At 59.7% G+C, this 20,876-nt stretch carries 14 protein-coding genes; 8 read left to right on the plus strand and 6 right to left on the minus strand.

The features are described from left to right. Positions 1–91: 91 nt before the first annotated feature. Entirely contained in the window at positions 92–1,471 is a 1,380-nt protein-coding gene (locus ACM1ZW_RS03000; protein ID WP_416740145.1) for an HD domain-containing phosphohydrolase, read from the minus strand. A 259-nt stretch (positions 1,472–1,730) separates the two neighbouring features. On the opposite strand from ACM1ZW_RS03000, the gene ACM1ZW_RS03005 reads away from it, so the two are divergent. From ACM1ZW_RS03005 to ACM1ZW_RS03025, 5 genes are read left to right on the plus strand one after another with little or no spacing between them, the layout of a single operon-like run. Continuing rightward, positions 1,731–3,995 (plus strand): EAL domain-containing protein, encoded by a 2,265-nt coding sequence (locus ACM1ZW_RS03005; RefSeq protein WP_416740791.1) that lies wholly within the window; start codon positions 1,731–1,733, stop codon positions 3,993–3,995. Next, positions 3,992–5,866, plus strand: coding sequence for a putative bifunctional diguanylate cyclase/phosphodiesterase (locus ACM1ZW_RS03010; protein ID WP_414880571.1), 1,875 nt, complete (start codon positions 3,992–3,994; stop codon positions 5,864–5,866). Before ACM1ZW_RS03005 ends, ACM1ZW_RS03010 begins: the two co-directional genes overlap by 4 nt. A 44-nt stretch (positions 5,867–5,910) precedes the next feature. After that, positions 5,911–6,870, plus strand: a complete 960-nt coding sequence (locus ACM1ZW_RS03015; protein WP_017340599.1) for a cytochrome-c peroxidase — start codon at positions 5,911–5,913, stop codon at positions 6,868–6,870. Continuing rightward, positions 6,867–8,678 (plus strand): DAHL domain-containing protein, encoded by a 1,812-nt coding sequence (locus ACM1ZW_RS03020; protein ID WP_017340600.1) that lies wholly within the window; start codon positions 6,867–6,869, stop codon positions 8,676–8,678. Before ACM1ZW_RS03015 ends, ACM1ZW_RS03020 begins: the two co-directional genes overlap by 4 nt. Further along, on the plus strand, positions 8,675–10,081 hold the full coding sequence (locus ACM1ZW_RS03025) for an ATP-binding protein (RefSeq protein ID WP_017340601.1): 1,407 nt from the start codon (positions 8,675–8,677) through the stop codon (positions 10,079–10,081). The genes ACM1ZW_RS03020 and ACM1ZW_RS03025 overlap by 4 nt, the downstream gene beginning before the upstream one ends. A 175-nt stretch (positions 10,082–10,256) precedes the next feature. On the opposite strand, the gene ACM1ZW_RS03030 is transcribed toward ACM1ZW_RS03025, so the two are convergent. Together ACM1ZW_RS03030 and ACM1ZW_RS03035 are read right to left on the minus strand one after the other, a co-directional pair. After that, positions 10,257–11,582 carry an APC family permease gene (locus tag ACM1ZW_RS03030; protein WP_008032234.1) on the minus strand — a complete coding sequence of 442 codons (1,326 nt, stop codon included), beginning with the start codon at positions 11,580–11,582 and terminating at the stop codon, positions 10,257–10,259. Between the two features lie 118 nt (positions 11,583–11,700). Next, positions 11,701–12,522 carry a carbon-nitrogen hydrolase family protein gene (locus tag ACM1ZW_RS03035; RefSeq protein ID WP_414880569.1) on the minus strand — a complete coding sequence of 274 codons (822 nt, stop codon included), beginning with the start codon at positions 12,520–12,522 and terminating at the stop codon, positions 11,701–11,703. A gap of 126 nt (positions 12,523–12,648) precedes the next feature. On the opposite strand from ACM1ZW_RS03035, the gene ACM1ZW_RS03040 reads away from it, so the two are divergent. Together ACM1ZW_RS03040 and ACM1ZW_RS03045 are read left to right on the plus strand one after the other, a co-directional pair. Beyond that, on the plus strand, positions 12,649–13,449 hold the full coding sequence (locus tag ACM1ZW_RS03040; RefSeq protein WP_017340603.1) for a helix-turn-helix transcriptional regulator: 801 nt from the start codon (positions 12,649–12,651) through the stop codon (positions 13,447–13,449). A 210-nt stretch (positions 13,450–13,659) separates the two neighbouring features. Further along, a complete protein-coding gene (locus ACM1ZW_RS03045; RefSeq protein WP_017340604.1) occupies positions 13,660–15,279 on the plus strand; it encodes an FMN-binding glutamate synthase family protein in 1,620 nt (539 codons plus the stop codon). Positions 15,280–15,294: 15 nt separating this feature from the next. Here the strand turns inward: ACM1ZW_RS03045 and ACM1ZW_RS03050 are convergent, their stop codons facing one another. Next, positions 15,295–16,803: a glucosyltransferase domain-containing protein gene (locus tag ACM1ZW_RS03050; protein ID WP_416740146.1), complete on the minus strand. Its 1,509-nt coding sequence runs from the start codon at positions 16,801–16,803 to the stop codon at positions 15,295–15,297. Between the two features lies 1 nt (position 16,804). Continuing rightward, entirely contained in the window at positions 16,805–17,746 is a 942-nt protein-coding gene (locus tag ACM1ZW_RS03055) for a glycosyltransferase family 2 protein (RefSeq protein ID WP_017340606.1), read from the minus strand. 261 nt (positions 17,747–18,007) lie between these two features. Between ACM1ZW_RS03055 and ACM1ZW_RS03060 the strand changes: the two genes are divergently transcribed. After that, positions 18,008–19,138, plus strand: coding sequence for an OpgC family protein (locus ACM1ZW_RS03060; RefSeq protein ID WP_414884209.1), 1,131 nt, complete (start codon positions 18,008–18,010; stop codon positions 19,136–19,138). A gap of 91 nt (positions 19,139–19,229) precedes the next feature. On the opposite strand, the gene ACM1ZW_RS03065 is transcribed toward ACM1ZW_RS03060, so the two are convergent. After that, a complete protein-coding gene (locus ACM1ZW_RS03065) occupies positions 19,230–20,651 on the minus strand; it encodes an amino acid permease (RefSeq protein ID WP_414880566.1) in 1,422 nt (473 codons plus the stop codon). Positions 20,652–20,876 lie beyond the last annotated feature (225 nt).

The raw sequence follows: 20,876 nt of genomic DNA on the forward strand, positions 1-20,876 counted from the left end.
TTGTCTGAGATACCGAAGTCACAGGTTTGGGGCCGCTTCGCGACCCAACGGGGATAAATCCCCTCGCCACAAAAGCTCGCTCACACAGTGATCAGTGCAAGGCGTCGGAAGTCTCCCCCCCCTCGAGAATCGCGCCGTTCACGTCTTCCGGCACCTTCACGAAAATGCTGTATTTCGCCCCTTCCATGGCTTCGAAAGCGATCAGCTTCTCCACCAGCGGTCCATTCAATACCTTGCCGGCATTGAGCAGCAGCATGCCGTTGTCGGCATTGAGGTTGCGCGCCAGGATCATCCCCGCTGCCAATTCCCGGGTGGTGATGACCTTGACCGCCGGATCGGCCAGAGAAACATCGCTCAGGTAGGCGGCGCACACCTGAATGAAATCCTCCACCATCCCCGGGTCATAGAGTTTTCCGGCATAGCTGCGGATATACACCAGCGCCTCATCGCTGTTCATCTGCCGTTCCAGGATCAACCCGCGCTGCAACTCGATGAAATCCACCGCCAGCTTCAGTAACCGCGAACCGACGGGAATCGCTTCACCCTTGAGCCGGTCGGGAAAACCGCTGCCGTCCCAACGCTCCTGATGGTGCAGAATCAGACGGGCGGCATCCTTCATCGGATCGAGCGTCATCAACAGCGATTCGCTCTGCTTCGGGTAATTGCGGTAACGCTCACGATCATTGTGATGCAACAGGTCCGCAGGGGCGGTCATCATGCTGTCGGTCCAGCTGAGCTTGCCGATGTTGTAGAGCGCCGCCGCCATGGTCAGGTCGCGACTGGTGCCCGCATCCAGGTCATGGAGCTTGCAGTACACCCGCACCAACTCGATGATCTGGCGGTTGGTCTGTTTGGCCGGCGGCATGCGCAGGTTGGCCAGCAGCGAGAACATCTCGGTGCCGGTGACGTAGCTGTGCTTGAGCTCCTCATAGGCCAGGTCGAGCATGTCGGCGGTCTGCTGCAGCTCGGCAGTGCGGGAGGCGACGCGTTTGTCCAGGGTGGTGTTGAGCCGCCTCAATTCCTCGTTCTGATCCCACGTTTCCTGGACCAGACGCAACCTTTCACGTTCGGAATGCTGGTACGCGAGTGATTGCCGCAATATCAGCAGCATTTCCTCATCGTGCCAAGGCTTGCTGATGTAGCGATGAATCTGCCCCTCATTGATGGCTTTGATAATGGCTGACGGGTCGGCATAACCGGTGAGCATGATCCGCACGGTATCGGGATAGAGCTGGTGGATATGGGCCAGCAGCGTGGCACCGTCCATGTTGGGCATGCGTGCATCGCTCATCACCAGATCGATGGACTGTTGCGCCATGATTTCCAGGGCCTGGGCGCCGCTGGTGGCCAGCAGCACGTCGTAGGGCTGGCCGCGTAACAGGCGACGCAGGCTGTTGAGAATGGGTTCCTCATCATCGACCAGCAACACCTTGGGTTTATAGACGGACGTCGCGGGGAGTTGCTCTTCCATGGCATTACCTCAGGCGAAAACGGGTACAGCATCATGTCGGAATCCGGGCAAACATCCGCTATTGCCGGATCCTGACCTTCAGGCTAGATGATTTTCGTGCCATCACCGCAATGATTCGTTTCAGTCAGTTGCGCGAACTCTGGTCCGGGCGACTATGCTCTGGTGACTCGGATCCATAATCTGTACGTTCGGCCAGGTGGTCAGGGAAAAGGATGACCCTTATGAACACTGCGCATCAAACCGCTGCCGGTCCAGGGATCTGGCGATGAATACGCTGCTGGCGCGAACCAACCGGCGAATTCTCATCGTCGACGACACGCCTTCAATCCATGAGGACTTCATCAAGATCCTCAGCCCGCCATCGTCCGATGACGACAGCCTCACCAGCTCGGAACAAGCCCTTTTCGGCACTGCGGTGACGGCCACGCTCCAGCGTTTCATACTCGATTCAGCCTTCCAGGGCCTCGAAGCGCTGGACAAGGTCGAAACGGCCCTGGCCAACGATATGCCCTACGCTATGGCGTTCATCGACATGCGCATGCCACCAGGCTGGAACGGCCTGGAAACCATCGAACGCTTGTGGCAAGTCGACCCCAAGTTGCAAGTGGCGCTGTGCACGGCCTACTCCGACTATTCCTGGGAAGACATCGACGAACGCCTGGAGCTGGGCGACCGTCTGCTGATTCTCAAGAAACCGTTCGATGCGATCGAAATCCGCCAGATGGCCAGCGCGCTGACCGCCAAGTGGCAAATGACCGAAGATGCGGAGCTGAAGATGTCGCTGCTCGAGCAAGCGGTCGAGGAGCGCACCCGGGAACTGTCCGATGCCAACATCATCGTGCAGAACAGCCCGACCATTCTGTATCGGCTGCGGGGCGAACCGTCGTTTCCGTTGATGTACATCTCGCACAACATCACCAAGTACGGGCATGTCGCGGCGAAACTGGTCGCCTCGGCCAATTGGGCCCGGGAGTTGATACATCCCGAAGATCAATTGAAGGTCGACACCGCCATGGCCCGGGTGCTGGACCGCCACGCTGCCGGCGCCTCCATCGAGTTCCGGATGCGCACCGGCAACGGTGACTGGCGCTGGGTGGAAAACCGCTACATCCCGGTACGCGACGACGAAGGCCGCCTGCTGGAAGTCGAAGGCATCATCATCGACGTCACAGAACGCAAGGTGGCCGAAGAGAAAATCTTCCTGCTGGCGCGCACCGACGGACTGACCGGACTGGCCAACCGCGCCACGCTGATCGAGCGGCTGCACCAGGCCTTCGCCGCCGCACGTCGCGGCGCGACGCCATTCGCCATGTTTTACCTGGACCTGGACCACTTCAAACGCATCAACGACACCCTCGGGCACCCGGTGGGTGACTTGTTGCTGCAAGAAGTGGCCCGGCGCATCAAGGCCTGCGTGCGGGAAAACGATGTGGTCGCCCGCCTCGGCGGCGACGAGTTCGCGATCCTGCAGCTGGACGTCAGCGACCCGACCCATTCCGCCGCCCTCGCCACCAAGGTCCGGGATGCACTGGTGCTGCCCTACTCCCTGGCCAGCAACGATATACGGGTATCGGTCAGTATTGGCATCAGCAGTTACAGCCCGACCATCACCAGTGCCGACGGCATGTTGACCCAGGCCGACATGGCGCTCTATCGCTCCAAGGAAAAGGGCCGCAACCAGTACCACTTCCATTCAGAGGAGATCAATCAGGAAGTGGTCGAACGCATGACCATCGCCAGCGAGTTAAGAGAGGCCATCGAACACAATGAACTCGAACTGTGTTACTGGCCGGAAGTCGACCTGACCAGCGGCAAGATCCTCGGAATGGAAGCGCAGGTCACCTGGAACCACCGCGAGCGCGGTTTGCTGGAAGCCACTGCGTTCCTGCCCGCCGCCGAAAAGACCGGCACGATCATCGCCCTCGGTCATTGGGTGCTGGATCGAGCCTGCCGGCAAATGCGCCAGTGGCGGGATGAAGGTGTCGCGCCACCGGTGATTGCGATCAAGCTGTCCCTGGCCCAGCTCAAGAGCGGCCCCGAGCTCATCTATGACGTGCTGCGCACCACCGCACGCTGGGAGCTCTGCGCCGCGGACCTGCGGTTCGACGTCACCGAAGCGACGCTGGCCCAGACCAAATGGACCCACAACGACGTGTTGCCACGCTTGCGTGACCTGGGCGTGAAGATCGCCATCGACGACTTCGGCACCGAGTATTCTTCGTTCGATTACCTCAAGACCTATCAGGTCAATCACCTGAAACTCGCCCAAGCCTTCATCGACACAGCCGCTCGCGATCCGTCCAGTGCCAACACGTTGCGCGCCATCATCAACTTCGCTCGGGATGTCGGGATCGGCATCATTGCCGAAGGCGTCGAGACCCAGGAACAGCGCAGTTCGTTGATGGCCACCGGGTCACCGATGAACGCCCAGGGTTTTTTCTTCAGCAAGGCCGTCAGCAGCCAACAGGCTGCCGAGTTGCTGAAAGCCGGGAGAATCATGCCGTCCACGGAGGACAAAGGATGAAAACCCCTTTCGTGCGGACCAACCGGCGCATCCTGATCGTCGACGACACACCCTCTATTCATGATGATTTCCGCAAGATCCTCGGCGCCGAAACGGAAGGTGAACTGAGCCTGGCCGGCACTGAAGCAGCACTGTTCGGCACGCTGCCGATGGAACGGCTGACGTTCCAGCTCGACTCGGCCTATCAGGGGCAAGAAGCCCTGGAGCTGGTAAAACGCGCATTGGCCGAAGGTCACCCTTACGCCCTGGTGTTCACCGACATGCGCATGCCTCCGGGCTGGGACGGGCTGGAGACCATTGAACAACTGTGGAAGGCCGATCCACACCTGCAAGTCGCCTTGTGCACGGCGTATTCGGATTACACCTGGGAAGCCATGGCCGAACGGCTGGAGTTTGGCGACCAGATGCTGGTGCTGAAAAAGCCCTTCGACAGCCTGGAAATCCGCCAGATGGCCAGCGCCCTGACCTGGAAATGGCAGATGGCTCAGGACGCGGCGATGAAGGTGCTGAGCCTGGAGCAAACCATCGAAGCGCGGGTTCACGAATTGCTCAAGGTGTCTCATCTGTTGCAGTACGACGTGTTGACCGAGTTGCCCAACAGCACGTTGCTGGGTGACCGGCTGAACCAGTCGCTGGCGTTGTCCCGACGCCATGACAAGCAACTGGCGGTGATGTTTCTGGGGCTTGATCGCTTCAAGCGCATCAACAATGCCCTCGGCCATCCGGCCGGTGACGAAATGTTGAAACAGGTCAGCCGCAACCTGGTGGCCACCGTGCGCGAGTCAGATTCGGTGTTTCGCTATGGCTCCGACGAATTCGTGGTGATCCTCGCCGATATCCGCCATCCCCAGCAGACAAAGGGCATCGCCGAAAAACTCTTGAACGCCATTCGCGCCCCCCTGCACATCGCCGGGCATGACCTGAGCGTGACCGCGAGCCTGGGCATCAGTATTTATCCCGATGACGGTTTCGACGCCATCGAGCTGATCAAGAAAGCCGAAACCGCGATGCGCAACATCAAGGAAAGCGGCCCGAACGATTTCAGTTTTTTCATCGATGAAATGAACAAGCGGGCCCGGGATCAGCAAAGCATCGAAACCGGTATTCGCCTGGCGCTGGAGCGCAATGAGTTTGTCCTGCATTACCAACCCAAACTGGATCTGGGCAGCGGCATGGTAGTCGGCGCCGAGGCCTTGATCCGTTGGCAAAGACCCGGGCACGGCCTGGTCTATCCGTCGGATTTCATCGCGGTGGCCGAAGACAGCGGCCTGATCGTCCCGCTGAGCAAATGGGTGCTTGCCGAGGCCTGCCGACAAGCCTGCGCCTGGCAAGCGCGCGGGCTGCCAAATCTCTGCATGTCGGTGAACATGTCAGCCATCGATTTCCGTCAGCGGGACTTTGTCGATGGCATCGAACAGATCCTCGAACAGACAGGCCTGGAGCCGTCCTTGCTGGAGCTGGAGATCACCGAAGGCGTGTTGATGCAAAACATCGAGACCACCGTCAATTCCCTGAACCGACTCAAGGCGCTGGGTGTGCGTCTGGCCATCGATGACTTCGGCACCGGCTATTCCAGCCTGAGTTACTTGCAGCGTTTTCCAATCGATGTACTGAAAATCGACCAGTCGTTCATTCGCGGCTTGAGCAACGACAGCAACGACGCTGCCCTGGTCAGCGCCATCATCAGTCTTGGGCGCAGCCTCAAACTGACCATCATCGCCGAAGGCGTGGAAACCCTCGAACAATTGAATTTCCTCAGGGCCCATCATTGCGAGGAAGGCCAGGGTTACTACTTCAGCAAAGCCGTGGAAGCGGACAGCTTCGTGCAGTATCTGTGTTCCGTGAAACCTGCTCCATTTACCGCCACGTGAACGATGCGTAACGACACATGGGCTATTAGCCAAGGAATCATCAGATGTCGCCATCCATTCACCACCAGCTCCTGGTGCCGCTGCTCGGATTCTGTCTGAGCGCGGTCGCGGCACCGCTGGATGAACCGCTTAAACCACTGCCTCCGGTGCCACAACAAAACCCGCTGCGGGTCGAACTCGGTCGCCAGTTGTTCAATGAACCGCGCCTCTCAGTCAACAACACGCTGTCCTGCGCCAGTTGTCATCATCTGGACAAAGGGGGTGCCGATTCCGTACCGTTTTCCATCGGCTTCAACGGTGTGCCGGTGACGATCAACACCCCCAGCGTGTTCAACGCCACCCTGAATTTCAGGCAGTTCTGGAACGGCCGCGCCAACTCCCTGGAATCCCAGATCCATGAAGTGGTGAAGAGCCCCAGCGAAATGGGCAGCAACTGGGAGCACGTGGTGCAAGTGCTGTCCGCCGACCCTGCGTACCACAGCGCATTTGGCAATGCCTACCCGGACGGCGTGACCATGAACAATGTGCAAAACGCCCTGGCCGCCTATGAACGTACGCTGCTCAGTAGCAACTCGCGGTTTGATCAATACCTGCTGGGCGACACCGACATCCTCACGACCGAGGAAAAATACGGTTACCAGCGTTTCAAGGACTACGGCTGCATCGCCTGCCATCAAGGCGTGAACATCGGCGGCAACATGTTCCAGAAGTTCGGCGTCATGGGCGATTACTTCAAGGTTCGCGGCAACCCGACCGACACCGACCAGGGTCGCTATCTGGTGACCGGGGAAGAAGAGGACCGCAATGTGTTCAAGGTACCGAGCCTGCGCAATGTGGCAGTAACCGCACCGTACTTTCACGACAGTTCGGCCAAGACCCTCGAAGAGGCCGTGGACGTGATGTTCAAGTTCCAGCTCGGGCGCATTCCTTCCGCCGAGGACAAAACCCTGATCATCAAATTCCTCAAGACCCTGACCGGTGAATGGGGAGGCAAACCCTTATGAAAATGTCACGCCGTCGCAGTCTTGCCCTGCTGGGGGCCGTCGCTTTGTTGCTGGCCTCGACGCTGCTGTTCCTGTACATCAAATCGAATTCGAACCAGACATCGACCTACGCCGAATCCCGTGACCTGATCGGTCGCATCAAGCAGTTGAACGCGCAATGGGAAACCGAGATCCTCAAGGCCCGGATCACCATCAACCACAATTACGATCCGCTGGTCACGCCGCTGATCGAGATGACGCAGCTGTGGGAGCGGTTCGATACCCTGGAATCGAACCACGGCCGCAACGATTCGCCGATCTGGCGTGCCAGCCATGAAACGTACCTGACCGCCGTCCAGGAAAAGACCCGGCTGGTGGAGCAGTTCAAGTCCCACAACGCTGTGCTGCGCAACTCACTGGCGTTCCTGCCCACCGCCGAGGACGATATTCAGGAGCAGTTGGCCCGGCTGGTCGATGGCGACAAACTGCAACTGCAGAACATCGCCACCGACACTTACGATCTGCTGCTCAGCAGTCTGGAGTTCGCCCAGGTCACCTCCGACGACAGGGCCGCGGACATTTTGGTCGGTCTGAACAAGCTCGGGGTGAACAAGTTGCGCCTGCCCGAACAGTTTCACAGCCCGATCGATATTTTAAGCAACCACATTTCACTGATTCTGCGCGAACAGCCGGTGGTCAACCGTTTGCTGGAAAACATCGAAGCGATTCCCGTCGCCGAGCGTCTGGACGACATCACCAGCCTGTTGAACACTGACCAGCAACAGGCCGATGCGGTCGAGCAGCGCTACCACTTTTACATGTTGGTGTTTTCAGTGCTGCTGGTCCTGTTGCTGGTGTACCTGGCGATTCACCTGATGCGCAGTTTCACCACCATCAATCGCGTCAACAAGGCCCTGAAAACCGCCAATGACGAACTGGAACTGCGCGTGGAAGAACGCACCCGCGAGCTCAAGGATACCCAGAGCGAACTGCTCGACACCGCACGCCAGGCCGGCATGGCCGAGATCGCCACCAATGTGTTGCACAACGTCGGCAACGTGCTCAACAGCGTCAACATTTCGGCCGATCTGGTCAGCCGCAAACTGCGCGCCAGCAAGGCCCAGGGGTTGGGCAAGGCCATGCAGCTGATCAACGAACACCCGGATGACCTCGGTGCCTTCCTGACCCGGGACGAGAAAGGCAAATTGCTTCCCGGTTACCTCAATCAACTGGTGGAGGCCATCGCGCTCGAACAACAGAGCATGACCGACGAACTCGCGCAGTTGAGCAAAAGCGTCGACCACATCAAGGACATCGTCGCCACCCAGCAATCCTACGCGGGCGCCAACAATCTGATGGAGCCGCTGCACATCAGCGAATTGCTCGAGGACGCCCTGCGCATGAACGCCGGTGCGCTGACCCGGCATCACGTCAAGGTGGTCAAGGAGTACGGCGAGGTGCCGCAGGTCATGGGCGACAAACACCGCTTGCTGCTGATCCTGATCAACCTGATCAGCAACGCCAAATACGCCATGTCCGACCTCAGCAACCGCCCGCGGCAAATGACCCTCGGGGTCAAAATCGTCGACGACGCGACACTGCAAGTCAGCGTCAAGGATGACGGTGAAGGCATTGCCCCGGAAAACATGACGCGCATCTTTGCCCACGGTTTTACCACGCGCAAGGAAGGTCATGGCTTCGGCTTGCACAGCTGTGCCCTGGCCGCCATCGAAATGAACGGCCACCTGACCGCCTACAGCGACGGGCCGGGCAAGGGCGCGCAGTTCACCCTGCAGATCCCGCTGAAAACCGTCACGGAGGAAGCATGAGCGAACAGTCGAACCGGCGCATTCTGCTGATCGACGACACACCGTCCATTCATGAGGATTTCCGCAAGATCCTGACGCCGACGCCGGTGCCGACTGTCGAGCTGGACGCGATGGAAGCGGCGCTGTTTGGCAGTGAACTGAAATCCACCCGCGCCCTGTTCGAGCTGGATTCGGCGTATGGCGGGCAAGAGGGCCTGGGCAAACTCAAGGATGCCTTGCAGGTAAAGCATCCCTACGCGCTGGCCTTCGTCGACATGCGCATGCCGGAGGGCTGGGACGGCGCGAAGACGATTGAGCATTTGTGGCAGGAAGACCCGCGCCTGCAAGTGGTGGTGTGCACCGCATATTCCGACTATTCGTGGGATGATCTGCTGGACCGGTTGCAGGCCCATGACCGGCTGCTGATTCTGAAAAAACCGTTCGACAACATTGAAGTCCAGCAGATGGCCAACACCCTGCTGACCAAATGGGACATGACCGAACGGGCCTTGGTGCAGATGAGCCACCTGGAGCATCTGGTGGATCAACGCACGGCCCAGTTCAAACAGGCCAGCGAGGCGTTGCAGCGGGAAATCGACGAGCGCAAACAGCTTGAGTCACAACTGGTGCAATCGGAGAAACTCGCTTCACTGGGGCAACTGGCGGCCGGTGTCGCCCATGAAATCAACAACCCCATCGGTTTCATTTCCTCCAACCTCGGCGCCCTCGATGGCTATTTCAAACAGCTGCAGGAAATGCTCGACGCCTACCGTGATGCGGAAAAGGCGATGGGTTCCAGCGAACTGGTCGAGCGTTTGCAACAGCTTCGTGACCGGGTGGAACTGGAATTCCTGCGCGACGACATACCGTTGCTGATCAAGGAATCCAAGGACGGTATCAACCGCGTCGGGCAGATCGTCAGGGACTTGAAGGACTTCTCGCGGGTGGATTCCAACCAGGAATGGCAGTGGGCGAATCTGCAAAACGGCATCGAATCGACGCTGAACATCGTGGCCAATGAACTGAAGTACAAGGCCGATGTGGTGAAGGACTATCAGGCCCTTCCCGATATCGAATGCCTGCCTTCGCAGATCAACCAGGTGATCATGAACCTGATCGTCAACGCGTCGCAGGCCATCGGCGCGGAACGCGGCACCCTCACCCTGCGCACCGGGTCTGAAGGGGAAACCGTATGGATCGAGGTCGCCGACACCGGCACCGGCATCCCGCCGGAAAGCCTGCAGAAAATCTTCGACCCGTTCTTCACCACCAAACCGGTCGGCCAGGGGACAGGGCTGGGGTTGTCCCTGTCCTATGGCATCGTGAAGAAACACCGGGGGAATATCCTGGTGCGCAGTGAAGTCGGCGTTGGCAGCACTTTCCGCGTCGAATTGCCGATCCACCAATCAAAACCGGCTGCCTGAAGACAACTCCACATGTGGGAGCGCCCCCTTGTGGCGAGGGAGCTTGCTCCCGCTGGGTCGCGAAGCGGCCCCAAAAGCATTGCGACTGCTACGTCCGGACGCGGATCGGCCGGCGGGAGCAAGCTCCCTCACCACAAAAGGCTCGCTCCCACAGCGTTCTTCATCAGTCCGGTGGTCAGGTGGCTTCCTGAAAATCCATCTCCGGTGGCTGACGACGGAATCCGCCCGTCAGCACCGCCAGGTACACCACGCCAATCGCCAGCCAGCTCAGCCCCAGATAGATCGCCAGGTGATCGAGGCTGACCATCAGCCACAAATCCGCCGCCAGGCCTATGAACGGGAAGATCAGGAACAGCACCAATTCACGCAGGCCTTTCTTCTCGCCGCCGATCCAGTAGTGAAAGATCACCGACAGGTTCACCAGACTGAACGCCAGGAACGCGCCGAAGTTGATGAAGGACGTCGAGGTGGTGACGTCCAGTTTCAACGCCAGCAACGCTACCACTGCGCACAGCAGGATGCTGTTGATCGGCGTCCCGAAACGTTCATGCAACGTACCGAAGAAGGATTTCGGCAGCACGCCGTCCCGGCCCATGGCATAGAGCAGGCGCGAACCGCTGGCCTGAGCCGACAGCCCCGAGGCAAATTGACCGACGATCAGACCGATCAGGAAGATCGACACAAACAGGTCGCCACCGATGTTGCGGGCAATTTCATAGGCCGCCGAATCGACGCTGTCGAACTGGAACGACGGGTGCGCAATCTGCACGAAGTACGACACGCCGACGAAGATCAGCCCGCCGATCAGGGTAATCAGCATGATCGCCCGCGGGATGGTGCGGCGCGGGTCGCGGGTTTCTTCGGTGAGGGTGCTGACCGCGTCGAAACCGAGGAACGAGTAACAGGCGATAGCGGCACCGCTCATGATCAGTGGCATCTGCATGTCACCGTTGAAGAACGGTTTGACCGACCACAACGGCGTGCTCGCATCGCCGCCGACGTAATGCACGCACAGCGCAACGAAGGCGATCAGCACCAGAAACTGCACCAGCATCAGCAAGGCGTTGATACCGTTGGCCAGTTTCAGGCCGACGATGTTGATCGCGCTGGTGATGCCGATGAACGCCAGCACCCAGATCCACTGCGGCACCGCCGGGAACGCGGAGTTGAGGTACGCCGCGCCGATCAGCCAGATCGCCATCGGCAGGAACAGGTAATCGAGCAGCACCGCCCACCCGGCGATGAAACCGAGTTTCGGGCTGATCGCCTTGCGCACATAACTGTACGCCGAGCCCGCCACGGGAAATGCCGAAGCCATTCGGCCGTAACTCATGGCGGTGAAGAACATCGCCACCAGCGCCGCGAGGTACGCGGCCGGCACCATGCCAGCGGTGGATTGAGCAAGGATGCCGAACGTGCCGAGCACAATGATCGGCGTCATGTAGGCGATGCCAAACAGCACCACCGACCCTAACGAGAGGGTGCGTTGCAAACGAGCCATGAGCGACTACTCCGGATTTTATTGGATTTATGGCAGAGCCGAGTTCGGCGCAAATTACGGGTGTTGCGTTTGTTGTTTTGAAGTTTTTCAGATGAATTGTGGGGCGCCGCAAAGATCTTCAGCTCCGAGGAATCAACAGCTCCCGAAGTCCAGAAGCATGTTCAACCCTCTCCCCCGGCAACTTCAGCCGCTGATCATCCAGGTACCGATAATCCTGTCGCGCCGCTTCCAGCTGACTGAAGTCCAGCTCCACCGCAAACTGCCCCTCATCGCGTCCGGCCTCGAACAACAGCGTGCCCAGCGGATTCACCAGCGCACTGCCACCGGCGAACAACAACCCGCCATCGCCCTCTTCCACCCGGTTGACCATCAGCGCAAATGCCTGGTTTTCCTGGGCGCGGGCCATGATGGCGGTACGGTGAGTCGGGCCGTACGGGTCCATGTTGCCGTTGGTGACGATCAGCAGTTCGGCGCCCAGTTGCGCCAGGGCGCGGGCGGTTTCCGGGAACTCGATGTCGTAGCAAATCAGCAGGCCGACCCGCACGCCATTCCACAGGCACGTGGCGTAGCGGTCGCCCGGCTCGTACACACCGCGGTCCGACGCCCACAGGTGGGTCTTGCGATATGTCAGCGCGATGCCTTCAGGGGTGATCAGCAACGTGGTGTTGAAGAAGCGACCGTTGTCGTTCTCGGCCGTACCGATCACCACGGCGATGTTGCGCTCGCGGGCAGCGGCGACGATCGCGCTGACGGTGGGGCCGGTCAGGGGTTCGGCGACCGCCGCGACGGTCTCGGCGGACGGGAAGCCCATCAGATGGCTTTCCGGAAACATGATCAACTGTGTGTCGCTCGCGCAGGCAGCAATGGCCGCCAGCGCGTGTTCGAGGTTGTAAGCCGTGTCGTTGTCACGGCCCGCCAGTTGGGCGAGTTCGACCTTCATGGGTAGTCCTTGTTCGAGTGGCCGGGCGGCAGAAAGATTGCCCGGCCGTTGTCTGTGCGCCAGTATGCGCAGCAAGCAACCGGCCAGGGAATCACGCGGCCGGGGTAACCCGATAGGGGTAGACCCATGACACTCTCGTTAGACGACATCGCCTGGCACCGTTCGGTCGGGCAACTGATCGACGCCCTCGACAAGCCCAATTTCTGGACGCAGCTGGTGCGCCTGCTGGATCAGTACGTGCCTTTCGACAGCTGGGTGGCGCTGCTTTTCAGCGCCGACCAGCACCCGCAAGTGTTCGCCGAATGCCCGGGCGAGGACGGCAGCCCGGATCAGTTGTTCCAGGATTACCTGCGCGGCTTGTACCTGCTCGACCCGTTCTACATCGCCTGCCGCGAGCAGTCGCGCACCGGGCTCTATCGCCTCTCGGAAGTGGCGCCGGAGCACTTCGAGCTGACCGAGTATTACCAGCGCTACTTTCGTCTGAATGTGGTGGCCGACGAAATCCAGTTCAATTGCCAGCTCGAGGGTGACCGTACGCTGTGCCTGTCGTTGGGCAGCAAGCAGCGTTTCAGCAGTCAACAGATTGCCTTGCTGTCGTTGATTCAACCGTGGGTGCTCGGCCTGTTGCGCCAGCGCCTGCCTTACGAAATCAACGAAGTCGTGGCCCTCGCGCCGGCGCCGGTCCAGGGTGACTGGCGCGTTCAACTGGAAGCTTCGGTGCAGCAACTCAAAGGTGCACAACTGACCGCGCGCGAGCTGGATGTCGGACGCTTGATGCTCAGCGGTTGCTCCAGTAAAGAAATCGCCCGTAAGCTGGAAATCTCTGTTGAAACCGTGAAAGTCCATAAGAAACACATGTACAGCAAACTGGGGATCAAATCCCAGTCCGAGCTGTTTTCGATTTTTCTCCAGGCCCAAAATGCCTGACAACCGCTGCGGCGCCGCAAACGCCTGTGGCGAGGGAGCTTGCTCCCGCTGGGCCGCGAAGCGGTCCCGATACAGGCACCGCGTGCAGCCAGACAGAACCCGTCAGCAGGTTTTGCGGTTGCTGCGCAGCCGAGCGGGAGCAAGCGCCCTCGCCACAGAACTTGAACAGCATTGCCAAACAATGACCGAGTCCGAACCCAAGGAAACCGTATGAGCCTGTCACTCCTGAGCCGCTACGCCTTCTTTGCCGCTTGTGTGATCTTCACCCTCGCCAGCCTGCCGTTCCTGGCGCACGACTGGCTCTGGCCGATCACCGCCGTCACCGGCGTGCTCAGCCTCGTGGGCCTGTTCGATCTGCTGCAAAGCCCCCACGCCGTGCGTCGCAATTACCCGATCCTCGGCAACATCCGCTATCTGGTGGAGGGCATCCGTCCGGAGATCCGCCAATACCTGCTCGAGTCCGACAGCGACGCCCTGCCCTTCTCCCGGGCCCAGCGTTCGCTGGTCTATTCGCGCGCCAAGAACGAAAGCGCCGACAAACCCTTCGGCACGTTGATCGACGTGTACCAATCGGGTTTCGAATTCATCGGCCACTCCATGCGCCCGGCACCGTTGAGTGACCCGAGCAGTTTCCGCACCCTCGTCGGTGGCCCGCAGTGCACCCAGCCGTACTCGGCATCGGTGTTCAACATCTCGGCCATGAGTTTCGGCTCCCTCAGCGCCAACGCCATTCGCGCCTTGAACCAGGGCGCCAAGCTTGGCAACTTTGCCCATGACACCGGTGAAGGCAGCATCAGCGCCTATCACCGGGAAAACGGTGGCGACCTGACCTGGGAGCTGGGCAGCGGCTACTTCGGTTGCCGCACCGCAGACGGGCGCTTCGATCCGGAACGCTTCGCCGCACAAGCGCAGACGCCGCAGGTGCGGATGATCGAAATCAAGATGTCCCAAGGCGCCAAACCGGGCCACGGCGGGATTCTGCCCAAGCACAAAGTCACCAAGGAAATCGCCGAGACCCGCGGCATCCAGATGGGTGAAGACTGCATCTCGCCGTCGCGGCACAGTGCATTCTCCACGCCAATCGAACTGATGCACTTCATCCAGCAATTGCGTGAACTGTCCGGCGGCAAACCGGTGGGCTTCAAGTTCTGCCTCGGCCATCCGTGGGAATTCATGGGCATCGCCAAGGCCATGCTGGAAACCGGCATCCTCCCGGACTTCATCGTCGTCGATGGCAAGGAAGGCGGCACCGGTGCGGCGCCTGTGGAATTCACCGACCACATCGGCGTGCCGATGCGCGAGGGCCTGCTGTTCGTGCACAACACGCTGGTGGGCCTGAACCTGCGGGACAAAATCAAACTCGGCGCCAGCGGCAAGATCGTCAGTGCCTTCGACATCGCCAGCGTGCTGGCCATCGGTGCCGACTGGGCCAACTCGGCGCGCGGCTTCATGTTCGCCATCGGTTGCATCCAGTCGCAGTCGTGCCACACCAACAAATGCCCGACCGGCGTCGCCACCCAAGACACCTTGCGCCAGCGCGCCCTCGTCGTCCCGGACAAGGCCCAGCGCGTGTTCAACTTCCACCGCAACACCCTCAAGGCACTGGCGGAAATGCTCGCCGCCGCCGGCCTCGAACATCCGTCGCAGTTGTCGGCCAAGCACCTGGTGCGGCGCATGTCGGCGACCGAGATCAAGCTGTTCTCGCAGCTGCATGTGTTTTTGAAACCGGGGGAATTGCTCACCGGCGAGGTCAACGGCGAGTTTTATTCGCGGATGTGGCAGATGGCGCGAGCGGACAGTTTTGAACCGAATGAAATGGCAGCAGCTTGAGTCCAACGGGGCGCTTCACCAGCGAAGCGTCTTGATCGGGGCGGGTTCTTTCATGACGATGAAACCGTAATCACCGATCAGATAAATCCGGTAGTACTGGCGCTCCAGCAACGGTGGATAGCCCTGATAACCCACGCGCGTCGCATTGCGGCGCTCCTTCTCCGCGACCACATTGGTAATGCCCACTTTTGGCAGGTTCTCGGCCAGCATGAAAAAGTCGATGTTCAGCAAATAGCGCAACACCGGCATCTGTTTGAACGAACCCGCAGCCCCCCGCAACCAGTGATCGGAGTACGTCACCGACATGTAAATCCGCTTGGCCTCGCGCAATTGTCGATGAGTCGCTATGTCGCGCTCCAGGCTGAACAGCGCACTGGTCGTGAAGGCTTTCTGCACCGTCAGTACCCGACCGTACGCGAACGACAACGACAACATCGCTAGCAATGGCACCATCAGCAACAGCGGCAGCCGTTCGTGGATCTGCGCCAGCGCCAGGCGGCTCAAGTAGAACAACAGCACCAGCAACACGGCGAAGCCCATCAAGGTCCGGGCGCCCTCGTTGAAGTCGCGAAAAAACAGCGCGACGCCCGACACCAACAGCGTCACCACCGGCAAGGTCAGCAAACACAACAGGCCGATCAGGCTTTTCTTCACTCCGCTGTCCTGACGCGCACGCACCTTCAGCCCCACCTGGACAGCACCGGCAATGGCGCAGAGCAACAGTGCGGCGAACACCCAGGCGAATCCGCCATGAAACAGGAGCACGACTTTTTCCAGCACTCTGCCGATGTTGACGTGCAGTTGCAGCAGCGGCGCGGCGGCCCAGTTCAACAACAACGCGCGATCCTGACTCATGAACGCCACGGCACTGCCGCAATACATCAGCCAGCCCATGGTCACCTGCGCCACTTTCCAGCCAACCAATTCGCACAGCTGCGGCCAGGCCAATCGGTCATTTGCGCCCCTGAGCAACTCCAGGCAACACAAGCCCAGAAACACATTCAGGCTGATCTGATACAGCCCCAGCGCCAGCGCAATCAGCAACGCTGGCACCAGCCATTGCCAACTGCGCGAGGGGTGACGAAAAGTGATCGCATAGATCATCGCCACCAGGCTCAAGGCCATGGCGGGACCGTCATATTGATAGGACAGGTTCTGCAGAAAAAACGGGTTGTACCAAAGTGGCAGCGGCACCAGGCAACAGGCTATCGTTGGCTGTGGAAAGTAATGAAACGTCAGCCGGGTCAATGCCGTGGCCATGCCCAGCGTGGCAATCAACAGTGGCAATGGAAAGATGTTTGGCGCGGCGTTGCCGAACGTCAGCAGGTTATAGAACAGCTGGGTAAACAAGCGTCCCTGTTCCGCCCACGCCATGCCGGCCGACAGCGAACGCCAGTTGTCATCGATGTACGGGTAGTCTGCGAGGATCAGAGGCACGACATACAGCAACGTCGCCAGCAGAAAAAACAGCCAGACCTGGCGTGCCCCCAGTTCTTTACCGAGAAAATCGCTGAACCGGCCCATGCTAGAGCCCGAGCCGGTCTTTGCCGCCGACGATGTCTCGCACCACATAGCGCGGTCGATGCTTGGCTTCGATGTAGATCCGCCCGACGTACTCGCCAAGGATGCCGATACCGATCAATTGCACACCGCCGAGAAACAGAATGGCGGTCATCAACGACGGGTAACCCGGGACGCTGTTGCCGAAGAAAACCTTGTCCAGGACCATGTACACCGCGTAAAGCACCGCGAAGATCGAAATGCCGCCGCCGATGTACGTCCATAAACGCAATGGCACGGTGCTGAACGAGGTCACGCCTTCGAGCGCCAGGTTCCAGAGTTTCCAGCCATTGAACTTGCTGGCACCGGCCACCCGCCCGGCTCGCTCGTATTCGACCACCGCCGTGGTGAATCCGGCCCACGACAGCACACCCTTCATGAACAACTGGTGCTCGGGCAGTGCGCGGATCACGTCGACCACCTTGCGATCCATCAACCGGAAATCGCCAACGTTTTCCTCTATCCGGGTGTACGAAATACGGTTCAGCACATGGTAGAACAGCGATGCCGTGAGGCGTTTCAGGTAACCATCGGTGGCACGATTGCGGCGCTTTGCGAGCACCACGTCCGCGCCCTTCTGCCACTCGTCTATCAGCAGGGGAATGACGCTGATCGGGTCTTGCAGATCGACGTCCATCGGGATCACCGCGTCGCCGGTCGCATATTCCAGACCGGCGAACAGTGCCGGCTCCTTGCCGAAGTTGCGCGAAAAGTTGATCAGCAGCACCAGATCATCGACCCGCGCCAGCGCTTTGGCCTGCTCTGCCGTGCCATCGGAACTGCCGTCGTTGATGAACACGATCTCGACCTCGTTGCCGCCAAGCCTCAACTCGTGGCGCACCGCCTGATAGAACAGGCCGATCGCCTGCTCTTCGTTGAACACCGGAACGATCAGCGAAACCTTCACGTTTCACGCTCCTGAACAATGCCGTGTAACCGTTCGACAGAGTCCGTTCGCCGTCGTTCTTGTGCGCCGTCGCCCCGCCAGACCGGTGGGCGGATTCGTACATCCAGCTTAGGTCAAGGCGGGCATTTGAGACATTCAGTAATATCGGGATTTTGCAATTGCCCACGAATCGCGCCACCCTGCGCGCCGCCGATGTGCGGCGCGCAACCTTTTGCGGCGCTGGCCACTCCTTATTCAACACCCGTTCACGAGCCCGCTGTCATGACGTTTGAACGCGATCATCGAATCGACTTTTTTCGAGGCCTGGCGCTGATCTTCATCTTCTGGGATCACGTGCCCCACAACCCCCTCGGTCAAATCACCCCGCGTAACTTCGGTTTCAGCGATGCCGCCGAAATTTTCGTGTTTCTGGCCGGTTATGCGGCGGCCCTGGCCTACGGCAAAATCCTTCAGCGCGATGGTTACCTGATCGCCTGCGTGAAGATCCTGCGCCGCGCCTGGGTGCTCTACGTGGTGCATATTTTCCTGCTGGCGATGCTGATGGGCATCGTGTTCTTCGCCAACAGCCATGTGGAAACCCGGGATCTGGTGGAAGAAATGGGCATGCACCATTTCATCACCAACCCGCAGCAAGCCCTGGTGGATGAACTGCTGCTGCGCTTCAAACCCAACCTCATGGACCCGCTGCCGTTGTACATCGTGCTGCTGGCCGGTTTGCCGCTGGTGTTGCCGATGCTGGTGCGCAAGGCCTGGGCGGTGGTGGCGGTGTCGTTGACGGTGTACCTGCTGGCGCCGTGGTTCGGCTGGAACCTGGCCGCCATCAAGGACGGCGTGTGGTACTTCAACCCGGTCGTCTGGCAACTGTTGTTTGTACTCGGCGGTGCCGCTGCGACTCACGGGCAGCGGCCACGGTTACCCGAGACTCGTGCGCTGCGGCGTCAGCCATTGTTTATCAGTGCGTTGATGTACGTGGTCATCACCGGCGTGATTACCGTCTCGTGGCGATGGCCGGAAATTCATGACGCGGTCATGCCGGGCTGGCTGAGCAACCTGATATACCCGATCAGCAAGACCGACCTGTCGCCGGTACGGCTGCTGCACTTCCTGGCGCTGGCGTACGTCACTGCGAAATTGTTGCCGGATAACGGCTGGACCCAAAACTGGCTGGCGCAGCAAAGTTGTCGCATGGGGCGTTACTCGCTGGAAATTTTCTGCCTCGGCGTGTTGTTGGCGCCACTGGCCGATATGGTCAACGCCATGACCGACGATGCCTTTGCCATGCAGATATTCACGGCGCTGGTGGGGCTCGGGTTAATGGCTCTGCTGGGAGCATGGCTTGATTTCAACAAACGATTGACCGCTCCGGCACAGGTCGCCGCCGCCCGATACTGACTGTGTAAATCCCCTCGCCACAGGAGATCTCATCAGCCAATAAAAAGCCCCGGTCAATTGACCGGGGCTTTTTCATTTCAAGCGTAACGATTTACGAAGCCGAAGGCACCGCACCTTGCGATACGTTGGTCGGTTGCAGCTTGAACACGTAGAACAACACTGTCAGCAACACCAGGAACGCCGGCCCCACATACAGCGCAACGCGGGTGTCCGGGAAGTAAGCCATCAGGCCGACCACCAACACCAGGAACGCCAGCGCCAGGTACGAGCTGACCGGGTACAGCCACATCTTGTATTTCAGGCCGGCCCGTTCGCTGGCGCTCAGGCCTTTACGGAATTTGAGCTGGGCCAGCAGGATCATCACCCAGGTCCAGATGGCGCCGAAGGTGGCAATCGCCGTCACCCAGACGAAAACCTTCTCAGGCACCAGGTAGTTGAGCAGTACGCCCAGCAGCAAGGCGAAAATCGACAGCAGCAGTGCACGACGCGGCACGCCGTTGTTCGAAGTCGTGGCGAAACCGGCCGGGGCCTGGCCGTTCTGCGCCAGGCTGTAGAGCATGCGCCCGGTGCTGAAAATGCCACCGTTGCAGGACGACAGCGCCGCGGTGATCACCACAAAGTTGATGATGCCGGCGGCGGTCTTGATGCCCAGACGCTCGAACGTCATCACGAACGGGCTGCCCTGGGTGCCGATTTCATTCCACGGGTAGATCGACAGGATCACGAACAACGCACCGACGTAGAACAGCAGGATCCGCCAGAACACCGAGCCGATGGCATTGGGAATGGTCTTCTGCGGGTTCTTCGCTTCACCGGCGGTCAGGCCGATCATCTCGACGCCGAGGTAGGCGAACATCACCATTTGCAGGGACATCAACACGCCTTGCACGCCGTTGGGCATGAAGCCGCCATGGGCCCAGAGGTTGGAAACCCCCAGCGCCACGCCGTCGTTACCGAAACCGAACGCGATCACACCGATGCCGCCAACCACCATCGCAATAATGGTGACGATCTTGATCAGGGCGAACCAGAACTCGAATTCACCGAAGGCTTTCACTGCGATCAGGTTGATCGAGCCCATGCTGACCAGCGCCGCCAGCGCCCAGATCCAGCGCGGCACCTCGGGGAACCAGACGCCCATGTACACCGCCACCGCGGTGATTTCCGCGACGCAGGTCACCAGCCACAGGAACCAGTAGTTCCATCCGGTCAGGAAGCCCGCCAGGGGACCGAGATAATCCTGGGCATAACGGCTGAACGAGCCGGCGACCGGGTTGTGCACCGCCATTTCGCCGAGGGCACGCATGATCACCAGGATCGCCAGACCGCCGATGATGTAGGACAGCATGATAGCCGGGCCGGCCATTTCAATGGCCTTGGCCGAACCGAGAAACAGACCGACGCCGATACAGGCACCGAGCGCCATCAAGCGAATATGCCGTTCGCCGAGTTCGCGTTTAAGCGGGCCGCCTTGAGCGGTCTCGCCGTGGGGCAGGTGATTGCCGACTGGCATAGGGGTACAACCTCGTCTTGTTATTGGATATGACCACCGAGTGTCGAAGCACTGACCGATAAGCCAGCGCTTGCCTGAAACCGGCCCTGCTTCGTGGGCAGAACCGTCCTGTAGGACAAAACCTCCAGGATCAGCGGGGCATGCAGTATAAAAAGCTGACAGCAGAGATTTTCACTCTATAAATCACAAAATTCAGGCGTACATCTCGATAAAAATGCGATTTCA

This window comes from Pseudomonas sp. NFX71, from assembly GCF_048079215.1.
Lineage (GTDB): Bacteria > Pseudomonadota > Gammaproteobacteria > Pseudomonadales > Pseudomonadaceae > Aquipseudomonas > Aquipseudomonas fluorescens_B.